Origin of the sequence: Fibrobacter sp. UWB13, assembly GCF_900177805.1 — a bacterium.
Taxonomy (GTDB): domain Bacteria; phylum Fibrobacterota; class Fibrobacteria; order Fibrobacterales; family Fibrobacteraceae; genus Fibrobacter.
Window position 1 is genome coordinate 122,079 of the sequence record NZ_FXAX01000001.1, and the last position, 16,245, is coordinate 138,323.

Genomic DNA, 16,245 nt, shown 5'->3' on the forward strand with positions numbered 1-16,245 from the left:
GGCGGAACTATTACTATCTTCATTGCCATGAGCAAGCGTTTTCTCCTTTGTTTTCACGATTTTAGCGTCTGGAACTACCAGAAAGTGACCCCGATTCTTGATGAACTCAAGGAATTAGTCGGTGGGCCTTTTAGCTTACTCGTGATTCCCGATACGGAGAACGCAACGCCTGAAGCCGTTGAAAATTTCCGCACAACTCTCGCCAAGCTCAAGTCCGAAGGATTTGAACTTGCACTGCATGGCTTTAAGCACAAAGCAGAATTCAGCCAGGGCCGCAGTTATGCGGGGCTTGTGGGTATGAACCTCACGGGTGGCGAGGCTGAATTTGCGGGGCTTTCCGAGTACGAATCGAGCCGCCTTTTGCAAGCGGCTCTAGATTCTTGGAAAAAGTTATTTGCCGATGAAAACGGAAATGCTGAAGCTCCTGTTGCGTTTGTCCCGCCGACGTGGTTTAGCAACAAGTTCTTGCCAGGGCAAGTCCGTGCAGAAAAAATGTTGTACGAAGACCGCTTTTCTTTGACTACCACTGAAGGTGTCCGCTATGCATCGCCGGTGGCGAGTTTTGCGGGCATTCCAAAATCAACGGAAAAGGCTGCTTTTGTCTATGCCGAAGGAATCTTAAAAATCCCGTTCGGCGTTCCTCGTATTGCCGTCCATCCTGTGGATTTCCCGCGTCTGAACGACAAGATTCGTGACCTTATTCGATTAGCGCTTGGCAGAAAGCGCTGCCTCACGCTTTATCGCGATCTTTAAAATCCAGGAATCGTAATTTCCTTTTTGGTCTTGCGCTTAGAATCGTCGGTGATTTCGATAGAGATTGTTTCACCTGCATCGGGGAGTGCATCGCCGAGGAGGATGATTTCGCGCGGTTCTGAATCGTATTCCGCTGCAATCCACTTGTTGCCGTACTTGACCGTAATGGCGTTTCCGTCTGGAATTCCTGCATATCTAGCATAAAGCGGAATCTTGAGTGCCGATTGGTACATCCCTCCGACGAGCGTTTCTGCCCAGTAGGGGAATCCGAGCGAGAATCCGTCTTCGTCAGAAATGTTGGCGAGGTCTCTAAGTTCATTTGTTGATGCGCAACGGTTCTTGGAGCCGGTTTGCTTTTCGAAATAGAACCAACGGCGGGTTGTTTCGCCAAGCCAGTAAAGCGGTGCCGGATTGTCTTCGTTTTCAATGCAGACATTCCACTTGCCATAGAATTGCAATCCCTTCGGATGGAATTCATAGAAGTCTACGCTGTCGGTCTGGTTGCGCGTAACGGCGAGAACGCGCTGCGAAGTATCGCCAACAACCGGAATCCCCGAAATCTTCTGCGAAATTTTAACGTTGCCTACTTTAGTATACCAGTTGATGCTTGTCTTGTATTTGCCATATGGGTAAATCGAAATGAGTTCGTTCACTCCGCGACCGGTGCCCGTGGCTGCGGCATCAGCGCTGTATTGAATGAATCTTGTTTCTGGGAACGTCTCGACGATTTTTCCAATCGGGAGCGGCTTGTTGTGGTCAAATATTTTGCAGAGGTCGTTGTTGATCACTTGCTCATCTTTATTCAGGGCTGTGAATTTGTATCCAGATTCGCAACGATAAATGTCAAGCATGCTCTTGCTCAAGAAAGTGTATAGCGGAGTGTTCTGGTATTGCGTGAGGATGATTTTCCCGTTATCCTTGCAGGACTGATGGAAGTTGAATTCGCGCTTGATGATGTGTCCGCTAAAGTCTTCGATTTCGAGCCTGTATGTGGAGATGGGACCAAGCTTTGCGTTGATGTAATGCCAGTCGCCTGCGGTGTCCGCTTCTTCAGCCCAAAGGAGCTCGTTGCGGATGTCGAGCATCTTTTTGTAGCTGAGCGTGTCCATGACTTTGCTGTAGATTTTGTCGTCGTAACGCCACAATTCAAGACGGCGGATTGCCATCGGATTTTCTTTGGGTTCGCGGCTGTAATCTGCAATCTTTATTGCCATGGACAAGTTAAATTCGTTCTTGACGGGGGTTTCTGCACAACCGTTGCGGAGCGCTTCGTCAGTTGTAAGGGCGAGTTCGTTCCCTTGCCATACGGCGATTCCAAAAATCTGCGGTGCTATGGTGTCGAGGCATTTGACGCCGAGTTGACAAGGCGATGTGACGTCGTCCTTGTTCAAACGGACTTCAAGATGCAAATGCGGATTGCCGATTCCGGTACTCCCGGCGAATGTGAGTGTGTCACCCTTGCGGAATCGAATGTTAGGCTTGATGGAAATGTCGTTACTCTTGGTGGCGTACTGCTTTTGCTTGATCAGATCTTCTACGGCTGGAGTGAAGCTGCTCTGGTGTGCGAAAACCCAGGTCTTTCCGCTGTTGCCTTCATAGAACATGACTTTGCCGTAGCCGAACGGGGACGTCTTGATTTCTTTGATGAATCCGTTTTCTGGGGCGTAGATGGGCCAACCTTCTTCCATTTGAGTGGAGTAGTCTATGCCAGCGTGGTAGCGGGTGCCACGGTTTTCGCCGAATGAAGATGTAAGGTAGGCGTCGCGGTTGAACGGATCGTATTTAAAAGGCTCAACGTACGATTCCGAAATCAATTCGGCTGGTGGGGCGTTTCTTTCGGAAAAGTCCGTGTTGTCGAGCTTGGCGCCTCTTTGTGTGGCGATGCAGTCTTCGTATGCAAAGGCATCCATCTTGGATGCGTCGCAGACAATGTTTGGATTTGTGCCGGCAAAGCTTAATGCGCATCCGGCGGAGAGTAAGAGTGACGAAATTTTTGTAAGCCTGACCATAGTGTTGAATAAAATACAAAAATATTATTTTATAATAACGACGTTGTTGGAAAAGTAGTGCCTTTTTCCCTATAATTATCGTGGGAGTTGTTTATTTTGTAAACAGGACAATAAATTGTTGCAAAAAAGAAAAGACCCGCTTTTTAGCGAGTCTTTCTAGTGGAGCTAAGGAGAGTCGAACTCCTGACCTCCTGCATGCCATGCAGGCGCTCTACCAACTGAGCTATAACCCCGAGGACGCGCACAAATATAGAATGAATAGATGTACGTGTCAAGGGTGGATGTCGAAAAAAATGAAATTTTTTTCGACACTGCCTACTGTTTACTTCTTAAGCCTTTTCGATTGTGACGGATTCAATGATCACGTCGTCGTACGGGCGGTCCATACGGTCGGTATCGACACCGGCGATCTTGTCGAGCACTTCGAAACCTTCATAGAGCTGACCGAATACGGAGTAGCCGTCAGCCGGACCCGGACCGCACTGTTCGTGGTCGAGGAAGTGGACGTTGTTGCCGTGAACGATGAAGAACTGGCTGCCGATGCTGTGCGGCATGGAAGTCTTTGCCCAGCTGAGAGCGCCGCGGACGTGGGTGAGACGGCTGTCGTACTTGTCGCCGATGGTAGAGCCTGGACCCTTGGCGGCGTGGCCACCGGTGCCGTTTCTACGGGTGAAGTCGCCACCCTGGATCATGAAGTCCTTGATGATGCGGTGGAACGGAGCGCCATCGTACTTGCCTTGCTTTGCAAGTTCAATGAAGTTTGTGGCACATTCGCCGACGATTTCTTCGAAAAGGCGGAGTTTCATGGTGCCGTGGTTGGTTTTCATGATGGCGATGGTTTCGCCTGCCTGCGGTTTGTCTAACTGATTAAATGCCATTTGGGGCTCCTGTAACTAGTGTTTTTTTGCCTATATATATAAAATTAAGGGGGTGTTTTACAACTGGCTGAGGCAAATAGCCCCTAAAAAAACTACATTCACTTAAAAATATGGTCAGGAAATTATAGACTGAAGATTAACGATTAATAACTAAGACTGTTTTATGAACGATAACTGCAAAAAAGTAAGCGAGCTTCTGACAGCGCAGACGATGGAATTTGCGTTGGACGAGATGGCGGCGAAGATTGCGAAGATGCATCCGTCCGCAGACAACATGATTGTGCTCGGCATGGCTAGCCGCGGTATTCCGCTGGCAAAAAAGCTCACCGAGCGTCTTTCTCAGAAATTTGGCAAGCCTATCGAAATGGGTAGCCTCGATGCCACGTACTACCGTGACGACTTCCACTACCGCAAGAAGGTGGCGACTGAAATGCGCTTTACCGAAATGCCTGCTTCTGTGGAAGGCAAGACGGTTATCCTCGTGGATGACGTGCTCTACACGGGTCGTTCGGCTTTGGCTGCCATGCGTTCCATCTTGGACCTTGGTCGTCCGGCGGCTATCCGCCTTTGCGTGCTCGTGGACCGCGGACATCGTGAACTTCCGATTGCTCCGGATTGTGTGGGTCTTACGGTCGAAACGGCAAGGAACCAGGAAGTCCGCGTGGCGATTGAACCTATTGATAAAGAAAATTCCGTTTATCTCGTAGAAGTGGAGGCGTAAAGTGAGCGCTTTGGAAATTAAACACCTGTTTGGACTTCGTGGAGTGTCCAAGCATGATATCCGTCTGATTCTGGACCATGCAAAACAGTTCCGCGAAATTCTCGAACGCCCGGTCAAAAAGGTGCCGAGCCTCCGGGGCATGACGGTCGTGAACTTGTTCTTCGAGAACAGCACCCGTACGCGCACCAGCTTTGAACTTGCCGAAAAGCGCCTCTCTGCCGATACGGTGAACTTCGCAAGCTCGAATTCCAGCGTCAAGAAGGGCGAAACGCTCGTCGATACGCTTCGCAATATCGAAGCCATGAAGATTGACATCGTGGTCGTCCGTCATAAGGGGACGGGTGTGCCGAAGTTCCTTGCCGATAACAGCAAGGCAATCATCGTGAACGCTGGCGACGGTGCCCATGAACACCCGACGCAGGCACTCCTCGACATGCTGACAATCGAAGAAAAGCTCGGAACGCTCGAAGGCAAGAACGTCACGATTATTGGCGATATCCGCCATAGCCGTGTCGCTCGCAGTAACCTCTGGGGCATGTCCACGATGGGCGCTCACGTGACGCTTTGCGGACCTTCGACGCTTGTGCCGCGCAATACGGACCTCATGAACCACGTGACGTGGGAACCTGACGTGAAGAAGGCGGTTGCCAATGCCGACGCTATCATCGCTCTCCGTTTGCAGAAAGAACGCATGGACGACGCCCTCCTCCCGAGCATGCGCGAATACCGCAATACGTTCGGCATCACGGAAGAACTCCTTGAATGCGCTAAGGACAAGGTCATCATCATGCACCCGGGTCCAATCAACCGCGGCGTGGAACTCGATTCCGACATCGCCGATGGCGAACATTCTGTTATTCTTGATCAGGTGACCAACGGTGTCGCCGTCCGTATGGCCGTTCTCTTCCTTTTGGCTGGAGGTCGCAACAATGAAAATGCGTAAACCTTGTAAAGGTCGTCTTGTGAATGTCGTTCTGAAAAATGCAAAGTTCTGGAACGGCAAGTCTTTTGAACTTCAGAACGAAGTTCGCCTGAACGCTTGCGAAACGTCCGAAACGGTTGAATTTGACTGCAATGGCGCGCTTGTGATGCCGGCCCTCTTTGGCCTTGGCATTGACTTTATGGAACCGCTTCGCGATGACGTCTATACGTTTGCCGATGGCTTTGATGCCTTGCGCAAGGGTGGTTTCTACGGTGGCCTTTACGAAAGTGCCGCAAACCCGATTGACGATGCCGACAAGTTCACGGCGATGGTGAACCGCTTCAAGTCCGAAGAACGCGGCGAAGATGCTTTCGATATCAAGTTCCTCGGCGCTTACAGCAAGGGCTTTGGCACGGACAGCTTGGCCGAAATGGTCGAACTTGCCGAAGCCGGTGTCGCTGGCTTTGGCGATGGTAATGGCGTAATCCCGCACTCTCGATTCCTCCGCTTGGCGATGGAATACGGCAAGATGACGGGCAAGCGCTTCTTCTTCCAGCCGATGGACAAGACGCTCCGCCACAGCGGTTGCGTTCACGAAGGCGCCTACTCCGACATGCTCGGCATGAAGGGCATTCCTCGCATTGCCGAAACGATTGCCGCCTATACAGTTCTTGAAACGGCTCGATTCCTCCAGGTGCCGGTGCACTTCAAGCAGGTCACTTGCGGTGAAACTCTTGAACTCGTCCGTAACGCCCGCAAGAACGGTATCGATGTCACTTGCGATGTGAACTTGTACCACTTGCTGCTCGACGATTCTTGCCTCGAAACGCTTGACTCCGCATACCATATCCTCCCGCCGATCCGCTCGGCTGCAGACCGCGAGGCCTTGTGGCAGGGAATTGTCGATGGAACGGTCAATGCCATCAGCGTGAACCACACGCCGGTGCTCCGTCAGGATACGGTTGTGAACTTCGAAGATTCTGTGCCGGGCGCACTTTCCCTGGAAGTTGCTCTCCCTGCTATTTGGAACAAACTTGTGGCCAGTGTCGGCGAAGCTCGTGCTATCGAACTCCTTTCGACTGCTCCTGCTCGTTTGGCGGGTGCTGAATCCGCCGGCGATAGTGTGGTGGTGCTCGCTCCGGAAAAGACGCACAAGGTTCTCGAAAGCGACTTCGCAGGCCACGTCTGCAATTCTCCGCTCACGGGCAAAGAGCTCCCATCCTCCATCCTCGCTAGCTACATCAACGGTGTTTGGACGGAGCTGTAGTGAGGTCTGATGACTAGCGAGCTTCAAGAAGTCTGGAAATTTTTCCAGTCCTACATTCTTCCGGTTCTTCCGTTTGTAGCGCTTGTGCTGATTGAAATGCAGCTCATGTACAAACGTCGCGAAAATGAAGTGATGTTTGGTACAGAAGCGTTCGACGAGAAGATTAAGGCGTTTGATTTTACGCCAAAGGAAATAGAGACTCTGGATGAGTTGGTGCGTTCCTCCAAGTTCGAAAACAAGGATGCCGTGCTGAATTCTTCAGGACTCTTTGAAGCCGCTGTCTCGGAATTTTATCGCATTCGTAATGTATTTTCTGTTCCAGAAGAAACGCTCGATGCGATTGCCGGCCTCAGGCGCAAGATGGAATTTTCTGGCTCCAATCCTTTGTCCATGGTCTGTTCGACAAGGCAGTTCAATGTCGGCGATAAAGTGGACTTGGAATTGGAAAACGGACAAATTTTCAGACGAGTGCCTATTCTGGAACGTTCGGAAAAAACATGGAGCGTTCAGATTGAAGGTTCACATTCTTTAGCCAAGATGATACAAGGTTCTCATGCGCTCATCCGCTGGACTCGAATGAACGATGCCGTTTATTCTAAAAGAATGATTGTGTTTTCGGCGACTCCCGAAAAAGTTGTTTTTACCCACTGCGACCAGCTCGACAAGGAGCAGTTGCGTAAGTGGGTCCGTGAAGTTGTCGATTTCCCTGTGAAGGCGATGTTCCCGAACGGCGAGGTGCACATGGGGCGCCTTTACGACCTTTCTGCTGGTGGTATTCTTCTGGGACTGGAAGAAGACTGCAAACCAAATCAGCAAATTTCTATTTCGTTTAACTTGCCGACGTTTGGAGTTCAGAACGTGGATGTCAAGATTTTGAACAATCTTGGTCATCGGAACCCGGCTTATCCACAGTACAATTCCATCTCGGCGGTATTCACAGGTGCCTATGCCTGGACGCAAGAACGAGTCCTTCAGTACATTTTTGAGGTCACTCGTAAAACAAAGTCGAAGAAAAACGGGGGAAATAGCGAAATAACTTAGATTTATGTGTTTTTGTGATGATTTTTCGCTTGACATTCGATGTTTATGAAAGTAAAATTTACATAGTATTGTTTCCTATCGGAGTTTATTTTGGCTTTAGGGTTGATTGCTAGAATTCGTGGAGAGCGCGAAACTGTTGGCATAGATGTTGGCCACTACAGCATCAAGTACGTTAAGGTCTATCATGATGCTAACGGTAAAAGAATTGTGCGCGAAGTGGATTTGGAACCTGTACCTGCAGGCTCCATCATCAATGGTCTTATCCAAAGACGTGATTCCGACGATTTGACTACAGATAAAGGGGCGAAGAAAGAGAAGGACGGCTTCGACAAGTTGGGCGAAGCTTTCTCCAAGCTTATGCTTCGTCACCCGATTGATGAGACTGTGGATGTCGTTGCTTCCGTGAACTGCGGAGCCGGTGAAGGTGGTGTTCTTGTGGACCGCCTCTCGATCAAGGTTCCGAAGAACGGAAACGAAGAAGCCATTATCGTTCAGACCGCCCAGTCCCGTCCGCCGTTTGATGACCAGGACAACGTTCTGGACTACGAGGTTGTTTCTCGTGAAGGCGACGATGTCAAGGTCAATGTGGTCGCTGCAAAAAGCTCCATGCTCGATTCCTGGGCTCAGTTCTTTACCCGCAAGGGTATTCGACTGTCTGCGCTGGATGTCGATATCTTTGGCTTGTTGAATTCATTTGTCATGACAGCTTCTGATGAAGAACGCAAGAAGACAACCGCTATCTTCAATATCGGCGATAACAAGATGAGCGTGGGCTTCATTCAGGATGGCGCTTTCCACTCTGTGCGATCCATGAATGGCGGTTCGTTGAATGTTATTATAAACAAACTTTCTTCAAGTCTTGACATTACTGCCGAAAAGTGTCATGAGATGTTCGAAAAGAACGACTTGAAGGTTATCGACAATGTGGCTATATCCGTTCTTGAAGACGCCATGAAGGTTGCTTTCGAAGAACTGATGTCTCAGATTACATTTGGTATCCGCTATCATTCTTCCGCAGAAGACTCCCGTCCGCTCGAAAGAATTTTGATCGGTGGCGGTGGGGCCGCAGTTCCTGGGCTTTTGCAGTATATCGCTGAAAAGACTGGGATCGAAACGGCGACGGTCAACCCCTTCCGCTCTGTGGAATGCGACTCCAGCGTGGTCGACAAGGATGGCATGTCTATCGCCCTCTCTAACATTTACGCCCCGGCTTTGGGACTTGCAATGAGGAAGTTCTAATGGCTACGAAAAAGAATAAGGGTGCCAACAAGGCGCTTGCAATTAATATCAACCTTTTGCCGGGTGAACACCGCAAAAAGCAAAAGGACTTGACATGGCTTACCGACCGCCGTGTTGTTTGGCCGACTGTTATTTTCATTGTTTCCATTTTTGCGGCTCTGTTCGTTTATGCCTACACGCTGGAATCTATTTCTAGCCTGGAAGCTGAACTCCAGTCTGTGCGTGCTGCCGTTGAACGCGAACGCCCGCTGCTCAAGAAGATAAGCGAACTTGAAAAGAACCAGTCCATTATCAATACAAAGATCAATGCGCTCAAGTCTATCCAGATCAGCAAAAAGCGCTGGGTGGTGCTGTTTGAAAACATATCTTCTGTATTGCCGCCTAACATGTGGCTCTTGAGTCTTTCCCAGGTCAGCGAGTTCAATCTCGAAATGAAGGGAACGACGTTTGACTTTTCCGAGGTTGCCGAATACATGGTCAAGCTCGAAAAGCAGATGAGTGTAGAGAAAGTCTCGCTTGTCTCTATCTCCACGACAAAGGTTGATGGCGACGAAGCCTACAGCTTTACACTCAAGGTCGAACTCAAGAAAGACCTTGGAGAGGAGGGGTGATATGGGCAACCTTAATATAGACTTTAAGGACAAAAAGAATATATACTGCATTGTGATGATTGTAATCATCCTTTTGGCAGGGTATTCTGTCTATACGTATATTTGGGATCCGTTCGTTCTCGAAGAAGAAAATCTTCAGAGCCAGTTGCAATCGGCTCAGAAAGAATTGGACAAGATTAATTCCAAGAAACACCGTGTGGCAGAACTCGAAATGCAGCTCGCGCAGGCAGAAAAGGACTTCCAAAAGCTGAAGGAGATGTTCCCGGAAGAAGAAAAGGTGCCGCTCCGTTTGCAGGACCTTTACTCCGTGCTTCGCAGCTCTGGTGTGCAAATCCAGAAGTTCAATCCGGAAGGACGTTCCGAAAGGGAACACTACGTCGAGAACCGTTATTCCATTGCGGTTAACTCCGGTTACCACATGCTCGGTTACCTGTTTGCTGAAATTGCAAACTTCAATTACCCGACAGCTATTACGAACTTGAGACTTTCTCGCTATTCAGGTATTGCAGCTGAAGTGCAGAAAGCTGAAACTCACGGTTGGACTCCGATTACCATGTCGGTGAACTTCAACTTGACCACTTATACATCCAAGAAGGTTGGCAAATAATGAAATGCAAGTTCCTTCTTATGCTTTTGTCTAGTGCCGTTGCTTTGCAGGCGGCACTGATTAAGGATGTCCGCTTTGATTGTTCAAAGAATTGCCAGATGGTATTCCAGTTTGCCTCTGACAAGAATTTGCCGACATTCTTCCAGAAATACGATAATACCTCCAAGACTTTGACGGTTGGTTTTTCTGAATCGGACTTTGCTCTTGGTTCAGGTGATTACGATGTCGATGGTTCTTCGCCGTTTATTCGTTCCATGAGCGTTTCTAAGGAACTGTATCGCGGCATGAACTTCTTGATGATCCGTATGCCGGTGGGCGCGTCCGTCAATTCGGACAAGAACGCCATTGCTCTCGACAAGTCTCGTTTCCTTTTGAAGTTTGCTGGCAAGAACGGCAAATCCTGGACGCTTTCGAAGCTTTATGCAAGCAAGAAGGCTGCTGCCGAAAAGGCTGCCCGCGAAGAGGAAAAGCGCCTTGCTGCAGAACGTAAGGCTGCTGAAAAACAGGCTCTCTTAGACCGCAAGGCTGCCGAAAAGCAGGCTGCTCTTGACCGTAAGGCCGCCCGTGAAGAAGAAAAACGTTTGGCTGCAGAACGTAAGGCTGCCGAAAAGGCCGCCCGTGAAAATCTCGCTCAGGCAGCAGCTGCTCCGGCTGTAGGTGCATCCGCCTTGCTTCCGGGACTTAAGGAAATGACGGTGCTTATCGGCTCTGGCATGGAACAGTTCCGACTGGTTGCCGATTCCCATCTCAAGATTAGCCAGGTTTCTGCACCGAATGCTTCCTTTGTGATTAAGGTGGCAATTGATGGTCCTGAACGCTCTCCGGTGTTCAAGGTAAGCGCAGGTTCTCTCGTGAAGTCCGTGTTCTGGGATATGGACGGTCTCAATATCCAGCTTTCCGCTGAAGCTCGCCCTGCCGTCTTGGTGCAGGAGGGTGCCTTGATTTTGCAGACTTCCGAAAATGCGGTTCGCCGTGATGGCTTTGTTTTCTGGAGCGCTCGTCCGAATGGTATTTATGTCCGTGATTGGATGAAGTCTCCGGATGCCGTTCCTGAATTCTCGGACTTTGTCAAGGCTTACGAAAAGGATAGCAAGAAGGTTGTCTCTAGTACGCAGACGTTCCATTTGCGCCCTGTCCTGCGCGAATTGATTGTCGTTGCTGACGAAACGGAATTCTATGCGGCTCCGAGCGAAAAGGCTCAAGTCATGCAGCGTGTGGTCTTTGGCGACCGCCTTGTGAATATGGACTTGAACGGACTCTATCGCAAGGTTCAGGTGGGCAATAAGATTGGTTACGTGAACCGCCGTGCGGTAAGCTTTACGGATGAACTTTCTGCCGTGCAGATGGAACGCTTGAAGAAGGTGGATCAGGAACGCGGCGATATGCTGACGCAGGGCATGAAACCTGCTGGAAGCGCTCTTGATGAACTTTACGAAGATCGCGTGACTTACAGCTCTTTCGGTCGTCGTGACCCGTTTGTTGAAATCAAGGGCTTGGTCGAAGAAGGTATCAACATCGACCAGGTTGAATTGGTGGGTATCATTTGGGAAGCCGAGGAGCCGGTGGCTATCCTCGTCGAATCCAAAAATCCGAGTGTATCTTACACGCTTAAGGAAGGCGATAAGATCATGAACGGAAAAGTTCTTAAAATTACACAAACTGATGTGCTCTTCTTGATTCAAGAATTCGGGGTGAGCCGTCGCTACTCTATGGGTCTTCCCGATAAATTTGGGGGTCAAAAGTGAAAAAGCTGACTAAAATTCTGACGATTCTTATCATGGTGGCAAGCTTTGCTACTGCGTGGGCTGCTCCTGCCGAAGGCTCTGTTGCCCCGAATAAGAAACTATATGACTTTAACTTCGTCAACATGGACTACGAAGCTATTTTCCGCTCCGTATCGGTCATTGCTGGCGTGGACATCTTGATTGCTCCGGATGTCAAGGGCAAAATCAGCTTACGCGTGACCAAGAAGACCTGGCAAGAAACGTTGGACATTATTTGTAACATGAATGACCTCACGTGGGTGATTCAGGACAAGTATATTTCCATCCAGCGCTTGAGCACTTACCAGGCAAAGCAGAAAAAGCTTGCTGACGAAGAAAATCAGGCTGAACAGAATGCTCCTCTTGTTCGTAAGAACTTCCAGGTGCATCATGCCAAGGCTGATGAACTTGTCAAGGTGCTTGAAAGCATGAAGTCCAACCGCGGCAAGATTTCTGTCGTGGAACGCACGAACTCCATCATCGTTTACGATACCGAAAGCAAGATCGAGCAGATGGGCAATGCGCTTACGGAACTTGACGTCGAAACGCTTCAGATCATGATTACGGCTAAGCTTGTGGTCGTGAACAGCGAACTTGCCCGTGAACTTGGTGTTGACTGGACCGCAGCAGTTGGTTCTGCAACGCTTACTCCGGGGACCGCTTCTCTCGCCAGTGGGGCTACGGCTGGTTCTAGCCGAATCAGTGGCGCCATCCAGTCTTTCCCGAACGGAACTTCTCCGGCTGTGTCCAAGGCTAATACCGCCATTACGGCAAGCCTCCTCGACAACAACCTCCAGATTGCTATTTCGAACTTGATGGGTGACGCTTCTACGGAAGTGCTTGCTTCTCCGCAGGTTTCTACGCTCGACAACACCGAAGCTCAGGTGTTCATGGGTGACAAGGTCTCCATCCGCGTGATTGACGATAGCGGTGAATCTTCGACCAAGATGGTGGAAACGGGTATCAAGCTCACGGTAACGCCGCATGTTTCTGGCGACAACCGCATTTTGCTCGACCTCCATCCGGAAAACAACTCCTATGGCTATGACGAAAAGGGCGAAGTCGTGATTTCGACTCAGGAAGCAAAGACCAAGGTGGTTGTGGCTGACGGTGAAACGGTCGTGATTGGTGGTCTTACCCGTAACGAAAACACCGAAAGCGAAAGCGGTATCCCGTTCCTCAAGGACATTCCGCTCTTGGGCAACCTCTTCAAGTATAGCCGTAAATCTATTACGAAGAAGGACCTCGTGATTTTCGTGACGCCGCGTATTATCCGCAATTACATCGGCAATGTCGAAATCTCTGAACCGTCCGAAGAAACTTCTGGTTCTGCTCCGGAACTCAAGCCGGTGGACCCGGCGATTGCGAACTCTCCAATCGCCACGGGCGAAACTCCGGAAGCTCCGGTTCCAGAAAACTCTCACGACGATAGCTGGAATTAGTAATTAGCATGTGCCGGACTTAGGTCCGGCTTTTTGCTTTATAAAAGCGAAAACCCTGGCTCAGCCAGGGCTTTTTAGTCTTTGTTCTAGAGTCGCGTTGCGACGTTCTGTATTCTAATTACCGCACGACGAGTGCGGCGAGGGCGAGTTCCTGGCTCATGCGAGTTGGGCACTTGCCACTCTTGATTTCGTAATTGAGGTCGGCGAGGCGGCGCAACACACGCACGAGGAGCGGCTTACGCCAACGGCGGCAGCATTCGGCGGCTTGGCCTTTTTTCACGAACATGTAGTAGTTCTTGCCGATCTTTTTGGCGGCTTCTTCGGGCGAGATTCCCTTTGCGGTAAGCGAGCCGTAGTTCAAAAGCGAGAGCGCGTAGTTGTACAGCGTGTTCGAAATGCGGATAGCGTCGACGCCGCTGTTCAATAGTTCGTTCAGCTTCTGGACGTAAGCCTGGGCATTCTGCATGCCGAAGAATCCTTCAATCTCGTAGGTCGGGATGTCGCGCTGCGAGACGACCATCGTTTTCACGAGGTCGAGCGTAATCTTTTTGCAGTCCGGAGCGTAGAGGAGGATTTTTTCGACTTCTTCGCTCACGAGCTTGGTGTCGTTGCCGAGCGCTTCGGCGAGGTACTGCGATGCCGTAGGCTCAATCGCTTTGTTGAAGTGCGTCGGGACGATGGCTGAAATCCATTCGGCCATTTCGTATTGCTTCGGGACGTCGAACTTTTCGACCTTGCCAACCTTTGCAAGCGCCTTGTAGAGCTCGCTGGAGGCGAGGAGCGTTTCAAAATCGAAGAGCAGCTTGCCGCTTGCCGCGTGGGGGAGCCACTTGGCGAGCGCCTTCATGTCGTCGGTCTTGAGGGCTTCCGCCTTGCGTACGACGATGACCTGTTCAGGCGAGAACATCGACACGGAATCGCACGCTTCGATGATGACATCGGAGATGGAGGCGATGTTTGTGTCGGTGGCGTATAGCACCTGCTTAGCCATCGGATCTGAAATCCGGTCGCCAAGAGTCTCGGACAGGAATTTTTCAATCCGCTTGTCCTTGCTGAACTGGTCTTTGCCGATGAGCGTTACGAACATGGATTACTTGAAATCGATGATTTCGAACTGGTTCTTGCCCTTGGGCGTTACGACTTCGACCGTATCGCCGCGCTTTTTGCCCATGAGGGCTGCACCAATCGGGCTCTTGAAGCTAATCTTACCGTTGAGGGCGTCGGCTTCTTCGGGGGAGACTAGCTGGTAGACGATTTCGCGCTTGGTCTTCAAGTTCTTGGCCGTGATGGTGGCGCCGAACTTGATGGTGTCGGAGTTCGCATCAAATGCAATCACCTGGGCGCGGGCGAGCTGGTCCTGGAGCTTCGGCATTTCGATGTTATCGATAGCGGCCAGGCGCTCCTTGGCGGCATGGTATTCAGCGTTTTCGCTCAAATCGCCTTGTGCACGGGCATCAACTAATTCTTGAAGTACGCGGGGACGTTCAACATTTTTTAAATTTTCAAGGTCCTTAACGAGCTTGTCGTAAGCCTCTTGTGTAAACATGATCTTTTCCATGCTCCATAAGGTAAAAATTTTAACGGGCTTTGCGAGCCCAGAATCGCAAAGAAAGCTTCTTTTTAGGAGATACTATGTACACTGTGTTGGAAAAAGGCGGCGTTTGCTCCCCCAAGGGCTTTACCGCATCTGGAATTTGCGCCGGAATCAAGGCCAGCGGCAATGCCGATATGGCTCTTCTCAAGAGCGAAAAGGCTGCCCGCTGCTTCGCCGTTTTTACCACCAATAAGGTGAAGGCTGCCCCGGTCCTTTATGACAAGGCCGCTTTGGAACATGCCCACTTTGCATCTGCTGTGATCGTGAACAGCGGTAACGCTAACGCTTGCACGGGCGAAAAGGGTTATGCCGATGCTGAACGCATGGCTGTGCTTACCGAAGAAGCTCTCAAGCTCACGCCGAAGAGCGTGCTTGTTTGCAGCACGGGCGTGATTGGCCACCTGATGCCGATGGACAAGATCGAAGCTGGTATCCCGAAGCTTGTGGAAAAGCTCCATGAAGATGCTTCCGAAGAATTCGGCCGCGCTATCCTCACGACGGACCTTGCTCTCAAGAGCCACGCTGTGGAAATCAAGACCGAAAAGGGTGTGGTGACTATCGGTGGCGCCTGCAAGGGTTCTGGTATGATCCACCCGAACATGGCTACGATGCTCGCTTTCATCACGACTGACCTTGCTTTGCCGATTGACTTCTTTGCTGAATTCCGTGCCAACATCGCAGACTCCTTCAACGCAATTACGGTTGATGGTGACACCAGCACGAACGACACTTGCATCATGCTTGCTAACGGCATGAGCGGCATCAAGTACGAAGACCTCTCTCTCAGCGAACAGGGCGAATTCCGTGCTGCATTGACGCTCGTGATGCAGAGCCTCGCCAAGGACATTGTCCGCGACGGTGAAGGTGCAACGAAGCTCATCGAACTCCGCATTGAAAAGGCTGAAAGCCACGAAGAAGCTCTCCGAATGGCTCGCTTCATCGGTACGTCTAACCTCGCCAAGTGCGCCATGTTCGGTGAAGACCCGAACTGGGGCCGCATCCTCAGCAGTGCTGGTTCTAGCGGCTGCAACATGGTTGCCGAACACACGGACCTCTATTTCGGTGAAGTGAAGGTTCTCGAAGGTGGCCGTCCGGTACAGCTGGACGAAAAGCAGACGGCTGCACTGCATGCCGTGGTTCGTCAGCGTGAATACAAAGTAACACTCGTGTTGAACATTGGCCAGGCTTCTGCAAGCGCATTCACTTGCGACTTGAGCTATGGCTACGTGAAGATCAACGCAGAGTATACAACGTAGTAGTTATTAGTCAATAGTCATTGGTCATTGGAGTTGTCATCCTGAGCCCCAAAGGGGGGGAAGGATCCAGTGATTGTTTAAAACTTCTCGGGTATGCTCCGGGAAGTTTTTTTTCGTCATTCAGAGAATTTTTTGATTTTGA

At 50.4% G+C, this 16,245-nt stretch carries 15 protein-coding genes and 1 tRNA gene; 11 read left to right on the forward strand and 5 right to left on the reverse strand.

All coding sequences use genetic code 11. The features are described from left to right. Nucleotides 1-27: 27 nt before the first annotated feature. Nucleotides 28-753 carry a polysaccharide deacetylase family protein gene (locus B9Y77_RS00545; RefSeq protein WP_085490072.1) on the forward strand — a complete coding sequence of 242 codons (726 nt, stop codon included), beginning with the start codon at nucleotides 28-30 and terminating at the stop codon, nucleotides 751-753. On the opposite strand, the gene B9Y77_RS00550 is transcribed toward B9Y77_RS00545, so the two are convergent. From B9Y77_RS00550 to B9Y77_RS00560, 3 genes are all read right to left on the reverse strand, one after another. Continuing rightward, nucleotides 750-2,762, reverse strand: coding sequence for a M23 family metallopeptidase (locus B9Y77_RS00550; RefSeq protein WP_085490073.1), 2,013 nt, complete (start codon nucleotides 2,760-2,762; stop codon nucleotides 750-752). The two genes, B9Y77_RS00545 and B9Y77_RS00550, sit on opposite strands and share 4 nt — an antisense overlap. 160 nt (nucleotides 2,763-2,922) lie before the next feature. Next, nucleotides 2,923-2,995, reverse strand: a tRNA-Ala gene (locus B9Y77_RS00555). A gap of 96 nt (nucleotides 2,996-3,091) precedes the next feature. Beyond that, nucleotides 3,092-3,640, reverse strand: a complete 549-nt coding sequence (locus B9Y77_RS00560; protein WP_073424571.1) for a peptidylprolyl isomerase — start codon at nucleotides 3,638-3,640, stop codon at nucleotides 3,092-3,094. Between the two features lie 163 nt (nucleotides 3,641-3,803). On the opposite strand from B9Y77_RS00560, the gene pyrR reads away from it, so the two are divergent. The 9 genes from pyrR to pilQ all read left to right on the forward strand — a co-directional run bounded on the left by pyrR (nucleotide 3,804) and on the right by pilQ (nucleotide 13,253). After that, nucleotides 3,804-4,361 carry a bifunctional pyr operon transcriptional regulator/uracil phosphoribosyltransferase PyrR gene (gene pyrR, locus B9Y77_RS00565; protein ID WP_073424570.1) on the forward strand — a complete coding sequence of 186 codons (558 nt, stop codon included), beginning with the start codon at nucleotides 3,804-3,806 and terminating at the stop codon, nucleotides 4,359-4,361. Nucleotide 4,362: 1 nt separating this feature from the next. Continuing rightward, nucleotides 4,363-5,304: an aspartate carbamoyltransferase catalytic subunit gene (locus B9Y77_RS00570; protein WP_085490074.1), complete on the forward strand. Its 942-nt coding sequence runs from the start codon at nucleotides 4,363-4,365 to the stop codon at nucleotides 5,302-5,304. Further along, nucleotides 5,291-6,550, forward strand: a complete 1,260-nt coding sequence (locus B9Y77_RS00575) for an amidohydrolase family protein (RefSeq protein ID WP_085490075.1) — start codon at nucleotides 5,291-5,293, stop codon at nucleotides 6,548-6,550. The genes B9Y77_RS00570 and B9Y77_RS00575 overlap by 14 nt, the downstream gene beginning before the upstream one ends. A 9-nt stretch (nucleotides 6,551-6,559) precedes the next feature. Then, nucleotides 6,560-7,591: a PilZ domain-containing protein gene (locus B9Y77_RS00580; RefSeq protein WP_073424568.1), complete on the forward strand. Its 1,032-nt coding sequence runs from the start codon at nucleotides 6,560-6,562 to the stop codon at nucleotides 7,589-7,591. Between the two features lie 90 nt (nucleotides 7,592-7,681). After that, on the forward strand, nucleotides 7,682-8,830 hold the full coding sequence (gene pilM / locus B9Y77_RS00585) for a pilus assembly protein PilM (protein ID WP_073424567.1): 1,149 nt from the start codon (nucleotides 7,682-7,684) through the stop codon (nucleotides 8,828-8,830). Beyond that, entirely contained in the window at nucleotides 8,830-9,441 is a 612-nt protein-coding gene (locus B9Y77_RS00590; protein ID WP_085490076.1) for a PilN domain-containing protein, read from the forward strand. Before pilM ends, B9Y77_RS00590 begins: the two co-directional genes overlap by 1 nt. 1 nt (nucleotide 9,442) lies before the next feature. Beyond that, nucleotides 9,443-10,048 carry a type IV pilus inner membrane component PilO gene (locus tag B9Y77_RS00595; RefSeq protein ID WP_073424565.1) on the forward strand — a complete coding sequence of 202 codons (606 nt, stop codon included), beginning with the start codon at nucleotides 9,443-9,445 and terminating at the stop codon, nucleotides 10,046-10,048. Further along, the gene (locus tag B9Y77_RS00600) at nucleotides 10,048-11,793 is read left to right on the forward strand and encodes a hypothetical protein (protein ID WP_085490077.1); all 1,746 of its coding nucleotides are present in this window, start codon (nucleotides 10,048-10,050) and stop codon (nucleotides 11,791-11,793) included. The genes B9Y77_RS00595 and B9Y77_RS00600 overlap by 1 nt, the downstream gene beginning before the upstream one ends. Continuing rightward, nucleotides 11,790-13,253: a type IV pilus secretin PilQ gene (pilQ, locus tag B9Y77_RS00605; RefSeq protein ID WP_073424563.1), complete on the forward strand. Its 1,464-nt coding sequence runs from the start codon at nucleotides 11,790-11,792 to the stop codon at nucleotides 13,251-13,253. Before B9Y77_RS00600 ends, pilQ begins: the two co-directional genes overlap by 4 nt. 118 nt (nucleotides 13,254-13,371) lie before the next feature. Here pilQ and holA read toward each other — a convergent pair whose 3' ends face one another. Both holA and greA read right to left on the reverse strand, forming a co-directional pair. After that, nucleotides 13,372-14,340 carry a DNA polymerase III subunit delta gene (gene holA, locus B9Y77_RS00610; RefSeq protein WP_085490078.1) on the reverse strand — a complete coding sequence of 323 codons (969 nt, stop codon included), beginning with the start codon at nucleotides 14,338-14,340 and terminating at the stop codon, nucleotides 13,372-13,374. A gap of 3 nt (nucleotides 14,341-14,343) precedes the next feature. Beyond that, a complete protein-coding gene (greA, locus tag B9Y77_RS00615) occupies nucleotides 14,344-14,811 on the reverse strand; it encodes a transcription elongation factor GreA (protein ID WP_072827204.1) in 468 nt (155 codons plus the stop codon). Nucleotides 14,812-14,885: 74 nt separating this feature from the next. Between greA and argJ the strand changes: the two genes are divergently transcribed. Then, on the forward strand, nucleotides 14,886-16,103 hold the full coding sequence (gene argJ / locus B9Y77_RS00620; protein WP_012820087.1) for a bifunctional glutamate N-acetyltransferase/amino-acid acetyltransferase ArgJ: 1,218 nt from the start codon (nucleotides 14,886-14,888) through the stop codon (nucleotides 16,101-16,103). Nucleotides 16,104-16,245: the final 142 nt, after the last annotated feature.